Origin of the sequence: Lysinibacillus sp. FSL R5-0849 (genome assembly GCF_038595075.1) — a bacterium.
Classification (GTDB): domain Bacteria; phylum Bacillota; class Bacilli; order Bacillales_A; family Planococcaceae; genus Lysinibacillus; species Lysinibacillus fusiformis.
Genome location: NZ_CP152004.1, coordinates 3,329,475 through 3,348,198 on the forward strand (window position 1 = coordinate 3,329,475; position 18,724 = coordinate 3,348,198).

The 18,724-nt window shown below is 37.5% G+C and carries 19 protein-coding genes; 8 read left to right on the forward strand and 11 right to left on the reverse strand.

Annotated elements, in window-relative coordinates; genetic code table 11:
* The first annotated feature begins 60 nt into the window (after nt 1-60).
* From MKY80_RS16360 to MKY80_RS16390, 7 genes are all read left to right on the forward strand, one after another.
* Nucleotides 61-525 carry a hypothetical protein gene (locus MKY80_RS16360; protein ID WP_008180854.1) on the forward strand — a complete coding sequence of 155 codons (465 nt, stop codon included), beginning with the start codon at nt 61-63 and terminating at the stop codon, nt 523-525.
* A 258-nt stretch (nt 526-783) separates the two neighbouring features.
* Nucleotides 784-1,626: a DUF2785 domain-containing protein gene (locus tag MKY80_RS16365; protein WP_171365518.1), complete on the forward strand. Its 843-nt coding sequence runs from the start codon at nt 784-786 to the stop codon at nt 1,624-1,626.
* Nucleotides 1,627-2,444: 818 nt separating this feature from the next.
* On the forward strand, nt 2,445-3,350 hold the full coding sequence (gene qoxA / locus MKY80_RS16370; RefSeq protein WP_008180850.1) for a cytochrome aa3 quinol oxidase subunit II: 906 nt from the start codon (nt 2,445-2,447) through the stop codon (nt 3,348-3,350).
* A gap of 60 nt (nt 3,351-3,410) precedes the next feature.
* Complete coding sequence (qoxB, locus tag MKY80_RS16375) at nt 3,411-5,354, forward strand: cytochrome aa3 quinol oxidase subunit I (RefSeq protein WP_089986698.1); 1,944 nt, start codon at nt 3,411-3,413, stop codon at nt 5,352-5,354.
* A gap of 1 nt (nt 5,355) precedes the next feature.
* On the forward strand, nt 5,356-5,955 hold the full coding sequence (gene qoxC / locus MKY80_RS16380) for a cytochrome aa3 quinol oxidase subunit III (protein ID WP_025114588.1): 600 nt from the start codon (nt 5,356-5,358) through the stop codon (nt 5,953-5,955).
* Complete coding sequence (gene qoxD, locus MKY80_RS16385) at nt 5,955-6,236, forward strand: cytochrome aa3 quinol oxidase subunit IV (protein WP_008180843.1); 282 nt, start codon at nt 5,955-5,957, stop codon at nt 6,234-6,236. The genes qoxC and qoxD overlap by 1 nt, the downstream gene beginning before the upstream one ends.
* A gap of 248 nt (nt 6,237-6,484) precedes the next feature.
* The gene (locus MKY80_RS16390; protein ID WP_036119322.1) at nt 6,485-7,342 is read left to right on the forward strand and encodes a DUF6612 family protein; all 858 of its coding nucleotides are present in this window, start codon (nt 6,485-6,487) and stop codon (nt 7,340-7,342) included.
* A gap of 82 nt (nt 7,343-7,424) precedes the next feature.
* Here MKY80_RS16390 and MKY80_RS16395 read toward each other — a convergent pair whose 3' ends face one another.
* The 7 genes from MKY80_RS16395 to MKY80_RS16425 form a co-directional block, all read right to left on the reverse strand.
* On the reverse strand, nt 7,425-7,844 hold the full coding sequence (locus tag MKY80_RS16395; protein WP_090002889.1) for a universal stress protein: 420 nt from the start codon (nt 7,842-7,844) through the stop codon (nt 7,425-7,427).
* Between the two features lie 51 nt (nt 7,845-7,895).
* Nucleotides 7,896-8,963 (reverse strand): PQQ-dependent sugar dehydrogenase, encoded by a 1,068-nt coding sequence (locus MKY80_RS16400; protein WP_342530260.1) that lies wholly within the window; start codon nt 8,961-8,963, stop codon nt 7,896-7,898.
* A gap of 41 nt (nt 8,964-9,004) precedes the next feature.
* The gene (locus tag MKY80_RS16405; protein ID WP_008180835.1) at nt 9,005-9,169 is read right to left on the reverse strand and encodes a hypothetical protein; all 165 of its coding nucleotides are present in this window, start codon (nt 9,167-9,169) and stop codon (nt 9,005-9,007) included.
* A 151-nt stretch (nt 9,170-9,320) separates the two neighbouring features.
* Entirely contained in the window at nt 9,321-9,737 is a 417-nt protein-coding gene (locus MKY80_RS16410; protein ID WP_089986701.1) for a YugN family protein, read from the reverse strand.
* A gap of 127 nt (nt 9,738-9,864) precedes the next feature.
* Complete coding sequence (locus tag MKY80_RS16415; RefSeq protein ID WP_090002887.1) at nt 9,865-10,818, reverse strand: alpha/beta hydrolase; 954 nt, start codon at nt 10,816-10,818, stop codon at nt 9,865-9,867.
* A 29-nt stretch (nt 10,819-10,847) separates the two neighbouring features.
* Nucleotides 10,848-11,573: an SDR family oxidoreductase gene (locus tag MKY80_RS16420; RefSeq protein ID WP_107922034.1), complete on the reverse strand. Its 726-nt coding sequence runs from the start codon at nt 11,571-11,573 to the stop codon at nt 10,848-10,850.
* A gap of 25 nt (nt 11,574-11,598) precedes the next feature.
* Nucleotides 11,599-13,224 carry an NAD(P)/FAD-dependent oxidoreductase gene (locus tag MKY80_RS16425; RefSeq protein WP_342530263.1) on the reverse strand — a complete coding sequence of 542 codons (1,626 nt, stop codon included), beginning with the start codon at nt 13,222-13,224 and terminating at the stop codon, nt 11,599-11,601.
* A 141-nt stretch (nt 13,225-13,365) separates the two neighbouring features.
* On the opposite strand from MKY80_RS16425, the gene MKY80_RS16430 reads away from it, so the two are divergent.
* Nucleotides 13,366-14,055: a helix-turn-helix transcriptional regulator gene (locus MKY80_RS16430; RefSeq protein WP_008180826.1), complete on the forward strand. Its 690-nt coding sequence runs from the start codon at nt 13,366-13,368 to the stop codon at nt 14,053-14,055.
* Nucleotides 14,056-14,137: 82 nt separating this feature from the next.
* Here MKY80_RS16430 and tsaA read toward each other — a convergent pair whose 3' ends face one another.
* The 4 genes from tsaA to MKY80_RS16450 all read right to left on the reverse strand — a co-directional run bounded on the left by tsaA (nt 14,138) and on the right by MKY80_RS16450 (nt 18,595).
* Nucleotides 14,138-14,599, reverse strand: coding sequence for a tRNA (N6-threonylcarbamoyladenosine(37)-N6)-methyltransferase TrmO (gene tsaA, locus MKY80_RS16435; protein WP_171365521.1), 462 nt, complete (start codon nt 14,597-14,599; stop codon nt 14,138-14,140).
* Nucleotides 14,600-14,662: 63 nt separating this feature from the next.
* Nucleotides 14,663-15,853 (reverse strand): Ger(x)C family spore germination protein, encoded by a 1,191-nt coding sequence (locus tag MKY80_RS16440; RefSeq protein WP_171365522.1) that lies wholly within the window; start codon nt 15,851-15,853, stop codon nt 14,663-14,665.
* Complete coding sequence (locus MKY80_RS16445) at nt 15,850-16,947, reverse strand: spore germination protein (protein ID WP_008180822.1); 1,098 nt, start codon at nt 16,945-16,947, stop codon at nt 15,850-15,852. The genes MKY80_RS16440 and MKY80_RS16445 overlap by 4 nt, the downstream gene beginning before the upstream one ends.
* A complete protein-coding gene (locus tag MKY80_RS16450) occupies nt 16,925-18,595 on the reverse strand; it encodes a spore germination protein (RefSeq protein WP_089987143.1) in 1,671 nt (556 codons plus the stop codon). Before MKY80_RS16450 ends, MKY80_RS16445 begins: the two co-directional genes overlap by 23 nt.
* Nucleotides 18,596-18,724 lie beyond the last annotated feature (129 nt).

Consider the following 18,724-nt stretch of genomic DNA (forward strand, 5'->3'; position numbering starts at 1 on the left):
GCAGACTATTCCTAGTTATCTGCATACAGAAAATCAAGTTCTTAATAAGGAGTGGAATACATGCAATTACTAGATACAATCACTGAATTTGACCATTGTATCTCACCTGCATTCGAGGCATTATCGATTAAAGTCATTTCATTTTCTACAGCGGACGGACCTATTCAAGATAATCCGATCGAATTTGAATTTTTAACACGTACAAAAATTGATGTGTATACGCAAGAAGCTAGCACTTATCTTTTACGTATTCTTGGAACAATTCCTGGTTCTATTGCACTTGGGCATCAAAATGAAACTCTTTCCATTATTCCTCAAAAAGTAAACATCGAATGTAATGACAAGCTGTTACATGTGGACAAAAAAGATATGCATCAAATTTTACAACATCCTGAGCCGAATCGTCATTACAGCGAATGGCTTATTGATGCTATAAAAAATACCAATATTCTCGTTGAGCTGAAGACAAACCAGCATTCACTGATTGAATGGCCAATCGGTATAAAATCTGCAGCCATAATATAGGTAGAGATAGACATACTTCATCGTATGTCTTTTTTTGTTACTCTTATTTAAGCCTTTCCATTTTATTGCGTTTCTATCATAACAACTTTCTATAGTTTCTGGAAATAATATTATAACAGCCACAAACATTAAAGTGTTTGTATTGTCGATTCAAATAGTAAGTGTCTTTCCGTCCTGCATCAGGATTGCAAATTGGTCGATTTGCTTGAAAAAGGAGCTATAATAATAGAACAAACCTTATGATGGAGGCACATAAATATGAATGTAAAAGAAACACTACAATCTTTTTCTACTATGACACTGCATGAACGTCAGTCAGTGATGAAGGACAACGGAGAATGGCTCTTACAGGAGATGTTAACGCACATTGGCTCAACTGATGCTGAATTGCGTGATCATTTAATTTATCGTACGTTTGTTGATTTACTGAGTGATAATTTATTAAGCACACAACAATTACAATTATTATTTGAGACAGCAACAAGTGAGGAATTTTTATATGTACATATCGGACAAGCACCAACAGACAGTGTCTTTACTAGATCATTCTCTGCACTGCTTATTGCAGGTATACTTGCAAAGGATGCCGAGATGCTTGTTTTAAAAGATGAGGAGTTGCAGCCGTTCTTTAAAAAAATTGGACGTTATCTATTATTAGAACAAGATACAAGAGGTTACGTAAAGGATAAAGGATGGGCTCATAGCATTTCACATGGGGCTGATTTAGCCTCCATGACTATTAAACACCCAAAATTCGATTTGCAATATGCTCCATCCATTTTACATGCACTTAAGCTTGTCACGTGGAAAGGCACTGTCTATGTCAATGATGAAGAAGAGCGATTAATCAACATAGTAGATGCTTTATTACAACAAAACTACTCGGAGGAAGCTTTGATCGAATTTGTTGAACAAGCCTTTGATAAGTTTGAAATGCATTTAATGACGCACGGTTATAATGATAGCTTTTTTAGTGGGCGCACTTGTACATTAAACTTCATGAAGACATTATATTTTTCTTTAAAAATGAATAATAAAGCCCCCAAACTACAAAATACAATCTATGGGCAAGTAGCCAAATGGCTCAAGCTTGGTGACTGACTAAAAAATGCTGATTCGTTACGTATCTTTCTCACAAACATAAAAAATTTCTACCATTTTAGCAAACTAAGAATTTACTTAGTTTGCTTTTTGTTTTTCAAATAGAATATAAATATGTAAATTTATGTATAATCAAGAAAACTATTTGTTATATTAACATAATTAATAACACTCCCCATTTATTCCCTTTTCAATCATTCCTTTCATTGATAGTTCATCCTAATGTTTCCACACAATGAGTCTTCTTCTACTCCTTTTATAGAAAAAAGGCAAATGAAATATATTATTATGTCCGATGGGATACGGATTTTATTACAAAACAGCGTCCAAAATGTGAAATGCAATTTTTCATAAAAAAAACTATTTACTTAGGTAAACATGAAGAATGCAGTATTTTCAACGTTTCCACAGTGTTTAATAAACAAAACCTTAAAATACCAATACTAAAATAACGTTTTTTGTTCAAAAAATGTTCAAATTCAATGTATCTTTACTATCATTTTCATAACAAAATTATGTTTTTTCTTAAAAACAGGGCGTATAATCCAATGTGCAAACAACGACAAGCTGTGACAATCGTTATAGACATGTACGTATGTGAAACGATTGCACAAATCATTGATTTTGCTAACGCTTGCATTAGACCAATCAACTTCAAGATTTATGTTTCATATTGAACCATGCCATTGTAAATTCTTAAGTTGTTGATTGGTACGCCAAGATAAAAGAGGTGACCTCAGTATCCACTATTTATAAATGTGAACTGACAAAAAACACATGAATTTTATGAATAGCCGTTCTATAGAAAGGAGTCAAACATGAAGAAAAAATTAAGTTTAATGTTTGTAGCATTGGGTGCCCTTGCACTACTTGCTGGATGTGAGCCATTAACAGTGTTCAATCCTAAAGGACCAAATGCAGAAACATTATCAAACACAATTATTTTATCCATTATTACAATGGCCTTTATATTACTAGTCGTGTATGTGCTTTTAGCCTTTATGCTAACTAAATATCGTGCGTCAAAAGCATCTGCAGATTATGAGCCACCTCATGAAGAGGGTAGCCATCTTCTAGAAATCACATGGACAGTAATTCCTATTATTATTGTTGCATTCTTGGCTGTTGTAACTGTAAGAACAACATCTACTGTAGAGGCTCAGCCAGCAGGATATGACGATAAAGAACCTTTAGTAATTTATGCATCATCATCAAACTGGAAATGGCATTTTAGTTACCCTGAAGAAGGTGTTGAAACAGTTAACTATGTCAATCTTCCAGTGGATCGTCCAATTGAGTTTAAATTATACTCATTCGGTCCGATTACAAGTTTCTGGATTCCTCAATTAGCAGGTCAAAAATATGCCATGAGTGATATGTTAACAACTATCCACCTTGCAGCAGATGAAGTGGGTTCATTCATGGGACGTAACTCTAACTTCAATGGACGTGGATTTGCAGAAATGGAATTTGAAGCACAATCTATGACACAAGAAGACTTCGATAAATGGGTTGCTGATGTTAAAGCAAAAGAAAAACCATTAACAGAAGAAAAATTTGATGAGCTATTAAAGGCTGAGCATGTTGGTCGCCAAAGCTTCTCATCTACACACTTAGAATTCAGCCCTGCCCCAATGGAACATGGTAAAAACATGAAAATGGGTGACATGGACCATGGTGACATGTCTGAAGAAGATATGAATAATGAACATTCAGGTCATTAATTTACATTTAACTTTGAACGAGTAGAATATTAATTTTTAATTTTGAAAGGAGCGCATCCAATGAGTATGGAAGAATTATTCCATCCAATGCAAGAACCGATGATTTTAGCGGCAGCTATTAGTATCGTAGTTGGAGCAGTCGTTATCGTAGCTGGCCTTACTTATTTCAAAAAATGGGGCTATTTCTACAAAAACTGGCTATCAACTGTTGACCATAAAAAAATCGGGATTATGTATATCGCTGTAGCATTATTAATGCTATTCCGCGGTGGTATCGATGCACTATTAATGCGTGCACAAACAGCTGTTCCGGATAACGGGCTTCTTGATGCACAACATTATAATGAAATTTTCACAACACACGGTTTATTAATGATTTTATTTATGGCGATGCCATTTGTTATTGGTTTAATGAACATTGTCATCCCACTTCAAATTGGTGCACGTGACGTTGCTTTCCCACGTTTAAATGCTGTCAGCTTTTGGCTATTCGCAGCAGGTGCTGGTTTATTAAACTTATCATTCATTATCGGTGGTTCACCAGACGCTGGTTGGACAGCCTACTTCCCTCTTGCCAGTACGGATTTCAGTCCGACTGTAGGGAATAACTATTATTCTTTAGCACTTCAATTATCAGGTATTGGTACATTAATGACAGGTGTTAACTTCATCACGACTATTATTAAAATGCGTGCACCTGGTATGAAATTAATGAAAATGCCAATGTTTACTTGGTCGATTTTAATTACAAACGTAATTATTGTATTCGCATTCCCAGTATTAACTGTAGCGCTTGCTCTTATGATGTTAGACCGTCAATTCGGTACTAAATTCTTTGCAATGCAAGACGGCGGTATGGATATGCTTTGGGCCAACCTATTCTGGGTTTGGGGACATCCTGAAGTTTATATCGTTATTCTACCTGCTTTCGGTATTTTCTCAGAAATCATTGCAACATTTGCGCGTAAAAACTTGTACGGCTATAAATCAATGGTTATGAGTATGGTTGTCATTTCTTTACTATCATTCGTAGTTTGGGCCCACCACTTCTATACAATGGGTCACGGGGTAATGGTAAACAGCGTATTCTCTATTACAACAATGGCAATCGCCGTTCCAACCGGTGTTAAAATATTTAACTGGCTACTGACGATGAGGAACGGGAAAATTCAATTTACAACACCGATGCTTTATGCTCTTGGCTTTATTCCAATCTTCACAATTGGTGGGGTTACAGGGGTAATGCTAGCGATGGCAAGTGCTGACTATCAATATCATAATACGATGTTCTTAGTTGCCCACTTCCACTACGTTTTAATTCCAGGTACAGTATTCGGTGTACTTGCAGGTTACCACTACTGGTGGCCAAAAATGTTCGGTTTCCGTTTAAATGAAAAATTAGGGAAAACTGCGTTCTGGTTCATTGCAATCAGCTTCAACGTAACATTCTTCCCACTATTCATTTTAGGTTTAGATGGTTATGCTCGTCGTATGTACACTTACTCAGAATCAACAGGCTATGGACCATTGAACATGTTATCATTCGTTGGTGCTTTAGGACTTGCAGTCGGCTTTGCGCTGATCGTTTACAATATCTACTACAGCTGGAAACATATGCCTCGTAATGAAAAGGCAGATGTATGGGAAGGTCGTACACTTGAATGGGCTACTCATTCTCCAGTACCAGAATACAACTTTGCAGTTGTTCCAACTGTTACTCGCTTAGATGAGTTCTGGTTCGCGAAAAAAGAAGGTCGCGATATTACAGCAGGTAAAATTGAAAAAATTCACATGCCAAATAATACAGGCACACCTTTCTGGATGAGTGGATTCTTCTTCCTTGCAGCATTCTTCGCTGTATTCAATCTATGGGTGCCAGCCATCATTAGTATGCTTGGTGTATTTGGCTTCATGATCCATCGTTCTTTCGAAAAAGACCATGGTCGTTATATTTCAGTTGAGGAAGTCATGGCAACTGAGAAAAGCTTGAGAGGTGATAAATAATATGAAAATCGATTCTTCACTTCCATTAGAATATAGTACAGAGGAAAATCGCCTAAAAATCTTTGGTTTCTGGATTTTCCTTGGCGCCGAGATCGTGTTATTTGCCACATTGTTTACTGTGTATTTCACACTTCACACACGGACAGGTAGTGGCCCGAATGGTGCTGAAATCTTTGAGTTAACACCAGTTTTATGGGAAACATTCTTATTATTAACAAGTAGTTTCACAATTGGTCTGGGTGTTCATGCAATGCGTATTGGTCGTAAAAAGGCAATGATGACTTTCTTCATCATTACCCTTTTACTCGGCTTAGGTTTCTTAGCTATTGAGATTGATGAGTTCATCACTTATGTACATGAAGGTGCGACAATTCAAACAAGCGCATTCCTGTCATCATTAATGACATTACTTGGAACACACGGTGCCCACGTAACATTTGGTTTCTTCTGGGGCCTAGCTATCATTATCCAAGTAGCTAAACGTGGTTTAAATCCACAAACAGCGAACAAAGCGTTTATCTTCTCATTGTACTGGCATTTCCTAGACGTTGTTTGGATTTTCATCTTCAGCTTCGTCTATTTGAAAGGACTGATTAGCTGATGAAGGAATTATTCCCAAAACAACATGTCATGGGCTTCGGCTTCTCACTATTACTGACACTTGTCGCTTTAGCCGTTGTAACCTTTGATATGAGTTATAAAGTGGCATTTGCTATTTTACTTGTCACTGCCCTTGCACAAGCAACTGTACAGTTAGTGTTATTCATGCACATCGGTGAATCTGAAGATAAGAAAACGTTATATACAACGATTTTATATTCAGTATTCGTAGGTGTTGTAACAATCATTGGTACATTGTTCGCCATGATCTGGGGTTACTAAGCAATTACATGTAGATATTTTCGAGCTTATTGAAAAGCTCCTCAAAAAGCTGTCACCTACTTTCGTATTAAACGATTGGTTGGTGACAGCTTTTTTATTAATTTTCATGCTTCTTTCTGGTCATTATTGCAAGATTATTGTTTTTTTACTAAGTATTTAGATACATTTTATAGAATAACGAAACTTTTCCTTTTCTTGGGCGTATATTAGTAGATAGTGTTTTTTACCAAGAATAGGAGATGAAAGTAATGAAGAAGATTTTTAAAGTACTAGCAGTTGGAACACTAGCATTGACGCTTGCTGCTTGTAATTCAAGTGCCACACCTACGAAAGACACAACTAAAACTAGCAACCTCACTTTAGAACAAGTGTATGACAAGGCAGTGGATCGTCAGTCTGACATTAAAAGTGCTAGTGCCAATATGGATATGACACAGGTAACGAAGGTTGGATCTGGTGAAGAGGCGATGGAGTTCTCTATTAACTCTAAAATGGAAATGGACATTATCGTCGACCCACTAGCAATGCATTTATCAGGCTCTATGTCGATGCCAGATATGATGAGTGAAGGCCAAGAAACAACGGACATGCCTATTGAAATGTATATGAAAAAAGACGCTGGCCTTTTCATGAAAGATGTGACTACAGACAGCTGGTTAAAGCTTCCTGATGAGAACTTTGATGCTATTTTAGATCAAACGGCTGCTTCTGCTGACGCTAAAGAACAGTTAGAACAACTTAAAAAGTTTATTAATGATTTTACATTTGAACAAACCGATAAAGAATATGTCCTTACATTAGAAGCAAAAGGTGATAAATTTAAAGAGCTAATTGATTCTGAGATTAATAAATCAATAGAGGACATGGGATTAGAAGAAAACCCTATGGATCAATTAACAATCGAAAAAATCAACTATGTGCTACACATTGATAAAGAGACTTTCGATACGAAAAAAATGGATATGAATTTTGATTTAAAAATGGCAGTAGAAGGCGATGAATTGTTAATGAATACAAAATCAGTCGTTACTTATACTGATTTCAATCATCTTAAAACAATTGATATTCCTCAAAGCATTGTAGATAACGCACAAACAATCGAATAATAAACAAACCTGCTTGTCATCTATCTACAAGCAGGTTTGTTTTGTCTTTATCCATATAAATATGACGAAGATTTCCGTAAAATTATCGAACGATTAATACATCACAATGAGCATGACGTACTACTTTTTCTGCTACAGACCCTAGCATCATTTTTTCCATTCGATTTAACCCGGTTGCCCCACATACGATCAAATCAACATTCGTAAGCTGTGTCAAGATCCCCTTTGGCGAACCCGTTTCTACTACAGATTCTACACTTTGAACACCTGTCTGAACCACTTGCTTTTCTAAGCTTTCCATTTTGCTCTTGTTTTCTTTCTTCAATTCTTCCGCATATTTTAAATCATATGCTGACACCGCTCCAAAAGATTTTGTATCAATCACATTCACTAATTGCAAAGTAGCATTGTGTTGCATTGCTACTTGACTCGCTCTTTCTAAAGCCTTCAATGATTGTTCTGAGAAATCAATTGCTACTGCGATTTTAAAATAATTAGCCATATTTAGTCCTCTCCATTCATCATGCCATTCCATGTTTTCACAAATATTATATCATAACGGTATTCTGTATAGTTTATCGTCATCGGGTTGAGGATTGCCGCGTCCATCCGTATTATTACTAATAAAGTATAAGTAGCTACCATCCATAAAAACATCTCGTATTCTTCCAAATTCCGATAGTAGCATATCTTGTTTTTTCATGTTTACATCAAATGTTAGCACCGCAGTCCCCCTTAGTGCTGCAGCATATAAATGATCATCTACTACAGTAATACCAGATGGCGCCCACGTTTTCGTCGAGCCTGAGGTAAATAGTGGCGTGACCATATGTTGCTGTTTGTCTGTTCCCTCCATAAGTGGCCAACCATAATTCTTCCCTTTTTCAATCATGTTGATTTCGTCATTGGTCGCATTGCCATGTTCGCTTGCGTACATCGTACCATCCGTTGCCCATGCTAATCCCTGCGGATTTCGATGCCCATAGCTATACACATAAGAACGAGGAAAAGGATTATCATTCGGTATGGAACCGTCCAAATTGAGTCGTAAAATCTTTCCTTCCAATGCATCTAAATCCTGTGCTAAAGATGGCTGAGTGGCATCTCCGACAGTAACATACAATTTCCTATCGGGACCTATTTTTAAACGTCCGCCATGATGATATGTACCGCTCTGTATTCGATCAATTAAGAGATCTGTTTCCTGCCACTTATTATCGATTAGCGTTAATGTTACAACCCGATTAAATTGTGCTGATCCCTCTTCATACGTATAGTAAGCATAAGCAATATGGGTTGTCGTAAAATCAGGAGCTAACACAAATCCTAGGAGGCCAGCTTCAGGAGCTGTCGATAATTCCTTCTTTAATAGGACCTGTTGTCTTGCAACTTCACCTTCCATGATCTTCACAATATTGCCTGGTCTTTCTGTTACATATACTGCTGTATCGCTTTTTTCAATCGACCAAGGTGTTCGTAATTGCTTCGCTATTATTTCAACGTTTGGAATGACTTTTGAGGGTTCTTCTTGTTTTACCATCCTCTCATTCTTCTCCTTGGTAGAAGTACAGGCCGCACACATAAAAATGGCTAGCAGCAAAATGGGAATCATTCGCTTCATCTTGTCTCCTCCTTTTTTGAAAAAAGAAAAAGACGTCGGCCCTAGACGTCTCTTTTACTTATTTTTATACTTTCAAACATAATTATTTCACCAAATGTTTTTGTGTGCTCTAGTACTTTAAGATAAGCTTCTTTTCGATGGATGAGTCGTTCTTGTCGTAATTTTTGATAGGAATAATAAAAATCATCTATTGTTATTTTATCCATAAACTCACCTCTTATAGTAGTGTATGCTAACACTATTATAAGGTTGGTAAATTCTTACGACAATTCTATTTTCTATTTTTGATTATAAGTTCCCAAAAATCCAAGGATAAAAGACATACGATTTCTCGAAAGAATATACATATTTATCTAATTAGTTGATAAAAAAAGGCAATACTTTTTCTTCTACAACTTGTTCACCCGCCTGTATCCATCTACTTTTATCATGAATATGCCCATCCTTATCAAGCGGCGTCTGGAACTGACTAGCTCCTGTAGCATCCAGTAAAGAGCCTTCATCATAATCTAAACCAACGTTAGCAACATGTTTAATGACAAACGGCTTTTGAAATCGAATTTGGGCATCTTCATTATCTAATTCCCCAACTGTTACGATAAAGGGCACGCGCAAATAGATCGTTTCGCCGCCACCTCTCCATAGTACCGCGTCAAAGCTCCCTTTATGATACTCCCAATTCCCACCAATTGTAAAACCGCGATCAATAATATGATCTCGCAAATAACCATAGCCTATCTCTTTTCCAACTATTTTTGAATCAAACTGTAGCAATTTGAAACCTCCTCCTTTCACTTAATAAAAGTCTATCCTAAAAAGAGGAATTACAAACTATTTCTCGCATTCAGCAAAAAAATCCCGAAGCCCTAAACTAACAAGGTATCGAGATTTTCGTCAATATTTATAAAGGAACTGACACTGTTCGATTTAAAACATATTTAGCGGCTTCTACATATTCTGTAACAGTTCTTAGGCTAACCGTGGCAGTTGGCACTAAGCTTTCAAAGCCATGATAGCATCCTGGATATAAATGAAACTCAACATCGACACCTGCCTGACAGAGCTTCGTTACATATTGTAACGTTTCATCACGGAACGGATCTAGCTGACCAACACATGTGTAAGTAAAGGGAAGCCCCGTTAAGTCATCGGCTCTTGCAGCAGCAGCGTATGGTGGCACATTGTCACTACCGTTTTCTCCATTTAAATACATTTCCCATCCCTTTTGATTAAGGGAATGGTTCCAGATCATATGACCAGTAATTTCTAAGGCGGATGGTGTATTATTCCGATCATCTATCATTGGATATAAAGGCATTTGGAAGCTAAGCTTTGGATAATTGCGATCACGTGCTAGCAATGCAAGAGCAGCGGTTAGCCCACCCCCAGCACTTGCCCCGGCTATCCCTATACGTTGATTATCAATCCTTAGTGCATCTGCATGATCTGCCACCCATTTTAACGCAGTATAACAATCTTCGAGTGGTACTGGGTAAGGATACTCAGGTGCAAGTCTGTAGTCTACTGATACAACGACGCACTTTGCATCTGTAACGAAGCGCTGACAAAGCAAATCATCGCCCTCTGGAGCTCCTAAAACATAGCCACCTCCATGAATCCACACCAATGCTGGGTAAATTTCACTTTGGTCTTTTGGCTGGTAGATTCTAATGCGCAGTGCAACACCCTCTTCAGGTCCTTGAATCATTTTATTAGTAACTATAATCTGCTCGTCTATTGTTGCTGGTACAGCTACAGCCGCCATCCCATCTCTTGTAGCTTGTACATTGTCTAAGTCTAAAGGTGGAAAAACAGCTAATAATTCTTTTAGTTCCGGATCAATACGATGTTCCATTAAGCTTCATCCTCTCTTTTATCAATTCTTTATGATGTAAGTCCGCCATCAATTGTCACAACTGCACCATTCATATAGGAAGACTCCTGCGAAATTAAGAAAGCGATTACATTTGCGATTTCAGTAGGGTTTGCTAATCTTCTTAGAGGCCCATTCTCCTCAGGGCCTGTTTCAAGTCCCTTTGTCATGTTGGTCCTAACACCACCGGGGCATATAGCATTTACGCGGACGCCGCTAGGTCCATATTCTATAGCAGCCGTTTTAGTTAGCCCGATGACACCATGCTTGCTTGCCGAATAGCCTCCCATATAGGGCTGCCCTTGTATTCCAGCAGCTGAGGCGGTATTCACGATGACACCTGATTGTTGTTGTTCCATCTCTTTTAGCACATACTTTAAACCTAAAAATGCCCCTTTCAGATTGACCGAGATTACACGATCAAACATCTCCTCATCTAAATCACCTAACAATGTGGGTGGACTTAAAATGCCCGCATTGTTAATGAAAGCATCAATTCGACCAAAAGCCTGCTTGGCAGCATCCACATACTTCCTTACATCTTGACTGTTGGAAACATCTGCTTGGACAAAAATGGCCTGCTGCTGATGCTCTTTCACAGCTTTTAAAGTGTCCTGACCACTCCTTTCATCAAAATCTACTAATATTAATGCCTTGTTTTTTGTCGCTAGTAGTTTAGCTGTTTCTCTACCTATTCCGCTTCCCGCACCAGTAATAATCACTACTTGCTGCTCCATATTATTTATGCTCCTTCCTCAGACACTATGATATAGATTTTAATTTTAATAGCTGAAAGCCTTCATAATTATTTTGGGCAACTTCCTGACAGCGTTTTGTGTAATAATCGAAGCCACCTAGATAGATTAAGAAGCTACGTGGTTTCCCTGCAATATTTGAGCCTGTATACCACGAATCGCCTTTTACATATAATGTTTCATTCGCAATCTCTCGACAATGTTTACTCCATGCCTGCTCTGCCTCCGCATTTGTCTCCATGACATCGATATCATGTTCACGTAAATAATCGATGCATTGTGCTATCCATTCTACATGTTGCTCTATAGCGATTGGCATATTTACAAGGACAGAAGGACTTTCTGGACCTGTAATCATAAATAGATTTGGAAAGCTGGCTGTAGCTAGTCCAAGATAGGTTTGAACAGATGCACCATTTTCCCATTTGTCTTTTAATGTCACGCCATTCCTTCCACGAATATCTATTTTAAATAAGGGACCCGTCATGCCGTCATAGCCCGTTGCAAATATGATAATATCTAACTCGAAATGATAGCTAGCTGTTTGGACCCCTGTTTCAGTAATCTCTAAGATGGGCGATTCCTTTACATCCACCAATAAAACATTATCTCTGTTATAGGTTTCAAAATAATCGCTATCTAAAACTTGTCTTTTTGTACCATACATATACTTGGGACATAACTTCTCTGCAACGGTCGGATCTTGAACAGTTTCGCGTATTTTAGAACGAATAAATGCTGCCGCCTTTTCATTCGACTGTTCATTTGTTAATAAATCCTTGTAAGTCGATGCAAAGGCAAAACCACCCTGTGCCCATGCTTCCTCAAAAACTTCCTGTCTATGATGATCACTATCCTCAATGGCAGATGGGTGGTTATAGGCAAAAGGGGTGCCTGAAACAGAATTCCTCATTGCATGCTTTAGATTTTTGAAATTCCCCTTAGTCTCTCGTATAAAGTCTTCATCATACAGATGATTACGAGCAGGAATTGTATACTGTGGTGTTCGTTGAAAGACGGTTAAATGCTTGGCTTCTTTAGCAATTACCGGAATGGCTTGAATACCACTGGAGCCCGTTCCAATAATCCCTACTCTTTTGCCTGTGAAATCTACCTTTTCATGTGGCCAATGCCCGGTATGGTACCATTTTCCACTAAACTGATCTAACCCTTGAAACTTAGGAACATTCGCTGCAGAAAGGCAGCCTATCCCTGTAATAAAATACTTCGCTAAAACTTGATGCCCATCATTTAGATGAACCAGCCATTTATGCTGTTCCTCATCAAAATGTGCAGCCTTGACGCGTGTGTTGAATTGAATATTGGATCGTAATTTTAAACGATCTGCCACATAGTTTAAATACCGTAATATTTCTTCTTGCTCAGGAAATCTAGATGTCCACGTCCATTCTTCATATAATTCTTTAGAGAAAGTATAATTATAATAAATACTTTCAATGTCACATCTAGCACCAGGATATCGATTCCAATACCAAACGCCTCCTACACCATCACCAGTTTCATAGACGATCGTTGAAAATCCTTTACTCTTTAATTGATGTAACATATATAAGCCTGCAAATCCTGCGCCTAGAATAACTGCATCTACCTCTTTAATTGGTTGATTTTTCACATCATTCCCCCTCATCTAATAAATTCTCAAGTGAACATTAAGAAAAAAATAGCTTTTCTTAACATAAATGCTACAACTTACAGAAAATATTGAAAATTCCTTATTTTAAGCGTAGTATATACTTAAAAAAGGGGATAGGTCATGTCCAATCTCTATACCATTCAAAAACGTTTCGACACTGTGCAAAACTATTCCAATCACGAAGAGTTGTTGATTCACATTTTGCAGGTATATCTAGATTCTTTTCCGATTAAGGATGCTTATTTATTAAGGTATTCACCGATAGGCTTTGTCGCTGAAGGTATTATTTTTTTAAATGAAGAAGGTGGCAGTCATATCGGAGAAATTCGTGAGGAAATACGAAGCTTCCCTATTATTTATTCAGCTATCGTTGAGAAAAAAGCTAAATTTTGTACGGGCATGGACTATTTAAAAAACATTAGTATTAAATATTCCATCTCCTCTCAAAACAACGCTTTTTTAATTGTTCCTATCTTTATTGGACATTATGTGTTTGGTTATATTTGCAGTACACAAATAGATATGGATAAAATAACTGAAAAGCTACTAGATGACTTTACAGCCTTTGGCAATGTGATTGGTCAGCTCATCATTCAAGCTAGAGACCATAAAAAGGGAAGTATACTTAGTAAGAGAGAATTAGAGGTCATGAGACAAATTGCTTTAGGAGATAGTACGAAGGAAATGGCCGATTTTATGAATTTAAGTGAATTAACGATCAATCAATACGTAAAATCCGCCATCAAAAAGTTACAGGCCAAAAATCGCACTCATGCCATCAGTATTTTATATCAAGAGGGAGTTATTTAATAGGGGGAACAGACCACTCCCCCTTTAGCCTATCGAATTAGGCATCTGAATCGAAAATAAGCTAATATCACATTAGTTACATTCATTCCCAATATGCTTTCATTATATCCGTTGACCATGCTGGCTGTTTAATAACTCCTTTCGGTAGGAATTCTTTCATCACTGGCTTCATGTCTATAATAGGCGTCCCATCAATGGCATCAAGTCCTTTTACAATCAAAGTCCTCTGTTTGACCTCTACCAATTCAACCATCGTAATGCCTATTTTATTAGGTCTATTTTTCCCTCTTTGTGCGAAAATGCCGACCTTTGGATAGTTTTGATTATTTCTTGGATGCCTTGCTTCATACTGAATTTGTTCGTCTGAAACCTGATCAAAATAAAAAATGATCTCTATATGAGAAAAATCTTCTAATCCTTTCAACGACTCTTCATGCAAATTTTCTGAGAGTTCAATGGTTGAAATAATTTCTCCCCAATGATCATCTTTTATTGTTTTCCGGCTATTGCTAACTGTAGCAACTGGTTGAATCATATATTGCATTCCATCATCCCCATTCCCTAATTCCAGTATATAGGAATAAATAAAAAAAAGGTGATTAACGTATTAATCACCCGACGTTCCATAATCCTTGATGGTTACGTTCACTTCACATTTTATAGGTACCTCACTAAATATCTCATCCCAATCTTTTTTTATCTTTTCCCATTCTTTCGGATACTTAATTCTTATTTTATTGCCGAATCCTGAAACATCTGTTTGATATTCCTGTTGAAGCTTTTCCGACGTTTTCATGACTAATCGTTCAATTTCTTGCTCGATTGTTTTCTCTGCTTTTTTTAAAAATTTATTATTAAATGCTTTATCTGACAGTACCCAATGTTCAGCAATTCTTCCTTCAGATTGAATTTTTACTGTAAAAGAAATATGGTCACCCTCTACTTTTGGTACAATCTTACTTTTCATAGACATGATTTCATAAACGATAGGTGAGCTCGAGTCTTCATCAAAACTCTTTACTAAACCTCCTTCACCTTTCCCTGTGATCCATGAAATACCCTCTAAGTCACTTTCATTCAGAAAACCTCGAAGCTTTTTAGTTTTCCCATCAATGACAGCAGCGCCTACAAATTTTACTTCTCCATCTTCTGAAATAACGTTTTGTAATAAAAAGCTTGAATCCGAATATAATTTTCCTTCTAATTTCGCAATGGTCATAGGTGGCAAAATTTTAGTTGTTCTTTCATGCCCCTCCATCATCTCAACTAATTGAAAGGCAGGGATTTTCGTTGGCTCATTCGTTTCAAGTGTATCACTTGCCCGCCCCTGAGCAATAAGAAGAAGTCCGCTTGGTCGTATTTCGAGCTCTCTTAGAAAAAAGTCCAACAATTGTTGCAGGTTAATGGTGCTAGCAAGTTCATCGCCAATAATGGTGACCTTGGAATGCTCCGCAAATGAATGTTTGTCTGACTTTAATAGCATATTTCGTAAAGTAGGTAAAACAACATCCCCTGTTTCAGAAACATTTTTATATGCCTTTTCTCGTAATGTTCCATCTTTCATTCCAGTAACAGTTGTCTCAGAAGTGACCAATTGATTCGTAACGGTAAGCAATGTTCTATTAGCATATTTAGCCTCTGTTTGTTCCTCAGTGGTAGCCTCTCCTGTTGCTAAATCTAATGAGGTACCAACAATCAATCCTAAATCCTCAATCTCTTTACTACTCCAGCAGCCAGTAAGTAGGAGAGATACCATTACCATAAGAGAAATACGCAAATATTGATAGAGTCTCATCATGTTTTATCGCCTTTCAGTTTTGATATAAGGAGTAAGGTTATGGGTAGTACACCAAATAAAAATAACGCAGCATGACCGATTTTATCGCCAAACTTAAACAAGTCATTAATATTTTTAGGTGTCATCGCGATAATATAAATAATCGGTAATAACCCATATAGAAAAGGGTGCATGCTTTTCTTAAAAAGCTGAGATAATCCTAGAGCGGCAGCATAATAGGTAATGGTGAAGGTAGCAAAGATTTGCATAATCCATATAACAAGTAAAAATGATTCGAAGCGCTCAAAAATTAATCCTGGAATTTCAAAACTCCGCATGAGTTCGATTGTTGGCCATGTTCTTGTCATGACCCCTTCGATGGAAAGAGCGCCTATCACCATTACAACTGTAATAACATAAAAAAGTAATGGAATCGCTATGCCCACTAAGACGACTTTGACTGCTTTCTTTTTATCAGATGGGTACATAAATGCCACTAAGAGTAGCATAATCTCAGGGCCTAGAAACGCTAAAGTCGCCGTTTTGATTCCTTTCAATATCGGAACGACTCCCATCCCTAAAACAGGTCGAAGATGATCGATTTCAAAGATTCCTAAGCTTAAAAAAGCGACAAGTAAAAAAATCACAAAGGTAATGGGAAATATAATTTCGAATAAACGACCGATTGAATTAATCCCACCACTCACCAAATAGAGCCCCACCCATAAAAAAGGCAAAATAATAGCCCATGTGGGTGTTCCCTCCAATAAAAAGAGGGAGGTTACTTCAGCCATGATTCGAACCTCAAATGCAGAAATCGTAAAGAAATAAGTAATGACAAGCGCGCTAATCAACCAGCCTAGCCATTTCCCAACAATATCTTGATTGTATTGATAAAATGTCTTATCTGGATATTGTTGACTTAGCTTGACGATAATCACACCTGCAATCATGGCGACAAGACCGCCTAAAAAAACACTAATCCATACATCTGGTGTTTTCACCTTCTCTACCGAGGCACGAGGCAAGGTGAGAATGCCAGTTGCAAGAATATAATTAATAATAATGACTATTGTTTGGGACGTCGTAATTTTATCTTTTGGACTGGTGATCATGGCTACTATTTTCCTTTCCTCGTATTTCCCCTTTACGAACAGAATCTTTTGGCTGTAATAATTTTGGTCGGCGTTTCATCATCATTAATGGCATACGTACCATAAAATCTTTCCAATCCCCTGCTCTATATGGGACAGTTGGACTAACATAAGGAACACCAAAACTCTTCAGCTTCACTAAATGACTGCACAGGAACAGGAAAAATAAAATGACCCCGTAAAGACCAAATATTGCAGCGAAAAACATGGCCACAAATCGGAGCATTCGTAATGTAATCCCAGCGTTATATTGAGGGATGGCAAAGGATGAAATAGCGGTTAAAGCAACGACGATCACCATAATCGGACTTACAATTCCAGCTTGGACGGCGGCTTCTCCAATAACAAGACCTCCGACGATCCCCATTGTAGGACCTATCGGTTTGGGCAAGCGAAGTCCAGCTTCTCGTAAAATTTCGATTGCTACCTCCATAATAAGCGCCTCGATTAACGCAGGAAATGGAACTCCTTCCCTTGTGGACATCATGGACAGTGCTAGCTTAGTTGGGATTAATCCCTGATGGAACGACACAAAAGCAATATACATGGATGGACCAAAAAGAGTAATCCCAGCTGCTAAGTATCGTAGAAGACGGATAAGCGAACTAGCAAACCATCGTTCATAATAATCTTCCGGCGATTGTAGTAGCATATTAATGGTAACTGGTACAATTAAAGCAAATGGTGTGCCATCTAATATAATGGCAACTCGCCCCTCCATTAATGCCCCATACACGCGATCAGGACGCTCCGTGTTCTGCACTTGTGTAAAGGGGCTCAGAAAATTATCTTCAATTAATTGCTCTATATAGCCCGATTCTAATAGGTTATCAAGATCGATTGTTTGTATCCGTTTTTTTACCTCCTCCACCAACTCTGGATCTACTATCTCATCCATATAGGCAATGACTAGCTCCTTTTTTACCCTCTCCCCTACCGCCATCTGAATGATAGATAATTGCTGATTTTCACCTTGCTGTCTTAGAAGAGCTGTATTGTCACTTAATCTTTCTGTAAAGCCTACTCTTGGCCCTCTAACTACCGCTTCTGAAATAGGCTCTTCAATATTTCGCGTCTTGCCATTTATCGTACAAAGTAATAAAGCATTAGGCATACCATCTACAAATAAAGCTGTATATCCTGTTAGTACTTTACTTATTGTTCCTTGCATCGTTGATTCTTCTAGGACATCACCGATAGGTATATTATTTTTCATGAGGTTCTGTATATTTCCTTTTTCTGTTAAATCAGAGGCGGATATGTCCGAAAAACGCTCCATAATCGAAGTCAAAATATGCTCTTCGATTTGCATTTTATCTGCCAGTCCTTCCAGAAAAACGATGGCCGCACGAATATCAGTATTTCCTATGTGAAACTCTCTAAAGTGGGCATCCCAATTATGCCCAATTTCTTTTTTTATTCGTTCAAAATCTTTGTTAAAATCACCTGTTAGCGGGTCGACTGTTTCTTGACTAAATGGCTGATCTGCTTCCTTTTGGTTCGTGTATTCCTTCATATCGATCTTGCCATTCTTCTTTTTTTCAAGTATTAAACCATTAAATAATTTGAAAATCAAAAATGGAATAATGAATGCTAAAAAACCCTGCATAAAAACTTGCCAATGTGGTATGTAGGATATTATCCTTTCCCACATAATGATCACCCTCTTTAATACAATCGAACATAGAATTACTACATGTTTTTATCATTATCTAAGCAGTCCTATTTTAAACTTCTA

Excerpts from the sequence above, each read along its gene's own strand:
- MKY80_RS16390 (WP_036119322.1), top strand. The coding sequence starts at position 6,485 with ATGAAGAAGATTTTTAAAGTACTAGCAGTTGGAACACTAGCATTGACG.
- MKY80_RS16445 (WP_008180822.1), bottom strand. The coding sequence starts at position 16,947 with ATGATCACCAGTCCAAAAGATAAAATTACGACGTCCCAAACAATAGTC.
- MKY80_RS16420 (WP_107922034.1), bottom strand. The coding sequence starts at position 11,573 with ATGGAGCAGCAAGTAGTGATTATTACTGGTGCGGGAAGCGGAATAGGT.
- MKY80_RS16415 (WP_090002887.1), bottom strand. The coding sequence starts at position 10,818 with ATGGAACATCGTATTGATCCGGAACTAAAAGAATTATTAGCTGTTTTT.
- MKY80_RS16395 (WP_090002889.1), bottom strand. The coding sequence starts at position 7,844 with ATGGCTAATTATTTTAAAATCGCAGTAGCAATTGATTTCTCAGAACAA.
- MKY80_RS16450 (WP_089987143.1), bottom strand. The coding sequence starts at position 18,595 with ATGCAGGGTTTTTTAGCATTCATTATTCCATTTTTGATTTTCAAATTA.
- tsaA (WP_171365521.1), bottom strand. The coding sequence starts at position 14,599 with ATGCAATATATGATTCAACCAGTTGCTACAGTTAGCAATAGCCGGAAA.
- MKY80_RS16440 (WP_171365522.1), bottom strand. The coding sequence starts at position 15,853 with ATGATGAGACTCTATCAATATTTGCGTATTTCTCTTATGGTAATGGTA.
- MKY80_RS16400 (WP_342530260.1), bottom strand. The coding sequence starts at position 8,963 with ATGAAGCGAATGATTCCCATTTTGCTGCTAGCCATTTTTATGTGTGCG.
- MKY80_RS16360 (WP_008180854.1), top strand. The coding sequence starts at position 61 with ATGCAATTACTAGATACAATCACTGAATTTGACCATTGTATCTCACCT.
- qoxD (WP_008180843.1), top strand. The coding sequence starts at position 5,955 with ATGAAGGAATTATTCCCAAAACAACATGTCATGGGCTTCGGCTTCTCA.
- qoxA (WP_008180850.1), top strand. The coding sequence starts at position 2,445 with ATGAAGAAAAAATTAAGTTTAATGTTTGTAGCATTGGGTGCCCTTGCA.
- MKY80_RS16430 (WP_008180826.1), top strand. The coding sequence starts at position 13,366 with ATGTCCAATCTCTATACCATTCAAAAACGTTTCGACACTGTGCAAAAC.
- qoxC (WP_025114588.1), top strand. The coding sequence starts at position 5,356 with ATGAAAATCGATTCTTCACTTCCATTAGAATATAGTACAGAGGAAAAT.
- qoxB (WP_089986698.1), top strand. The coding sequence starts at position 3,411 with ATGAGTATGGAAGAATTATTCCATCCAATGCAAGAACCGATGATTTTA.
- MKY80_RS16405 (WP_008180835.1), bottom strand. The coding sequence starts at position 9,169 with ATGGATAAAATAACAATAGATGATTTTTATTATTCCTATCAAAAATTA.
- MKY80_RS16365 (WP_171365518.1), top strand. The coding sequence starts at position 784 with ATGAATGTAAAAGAAACACTACAATCTTTTTCTACTATGACACTGCAT.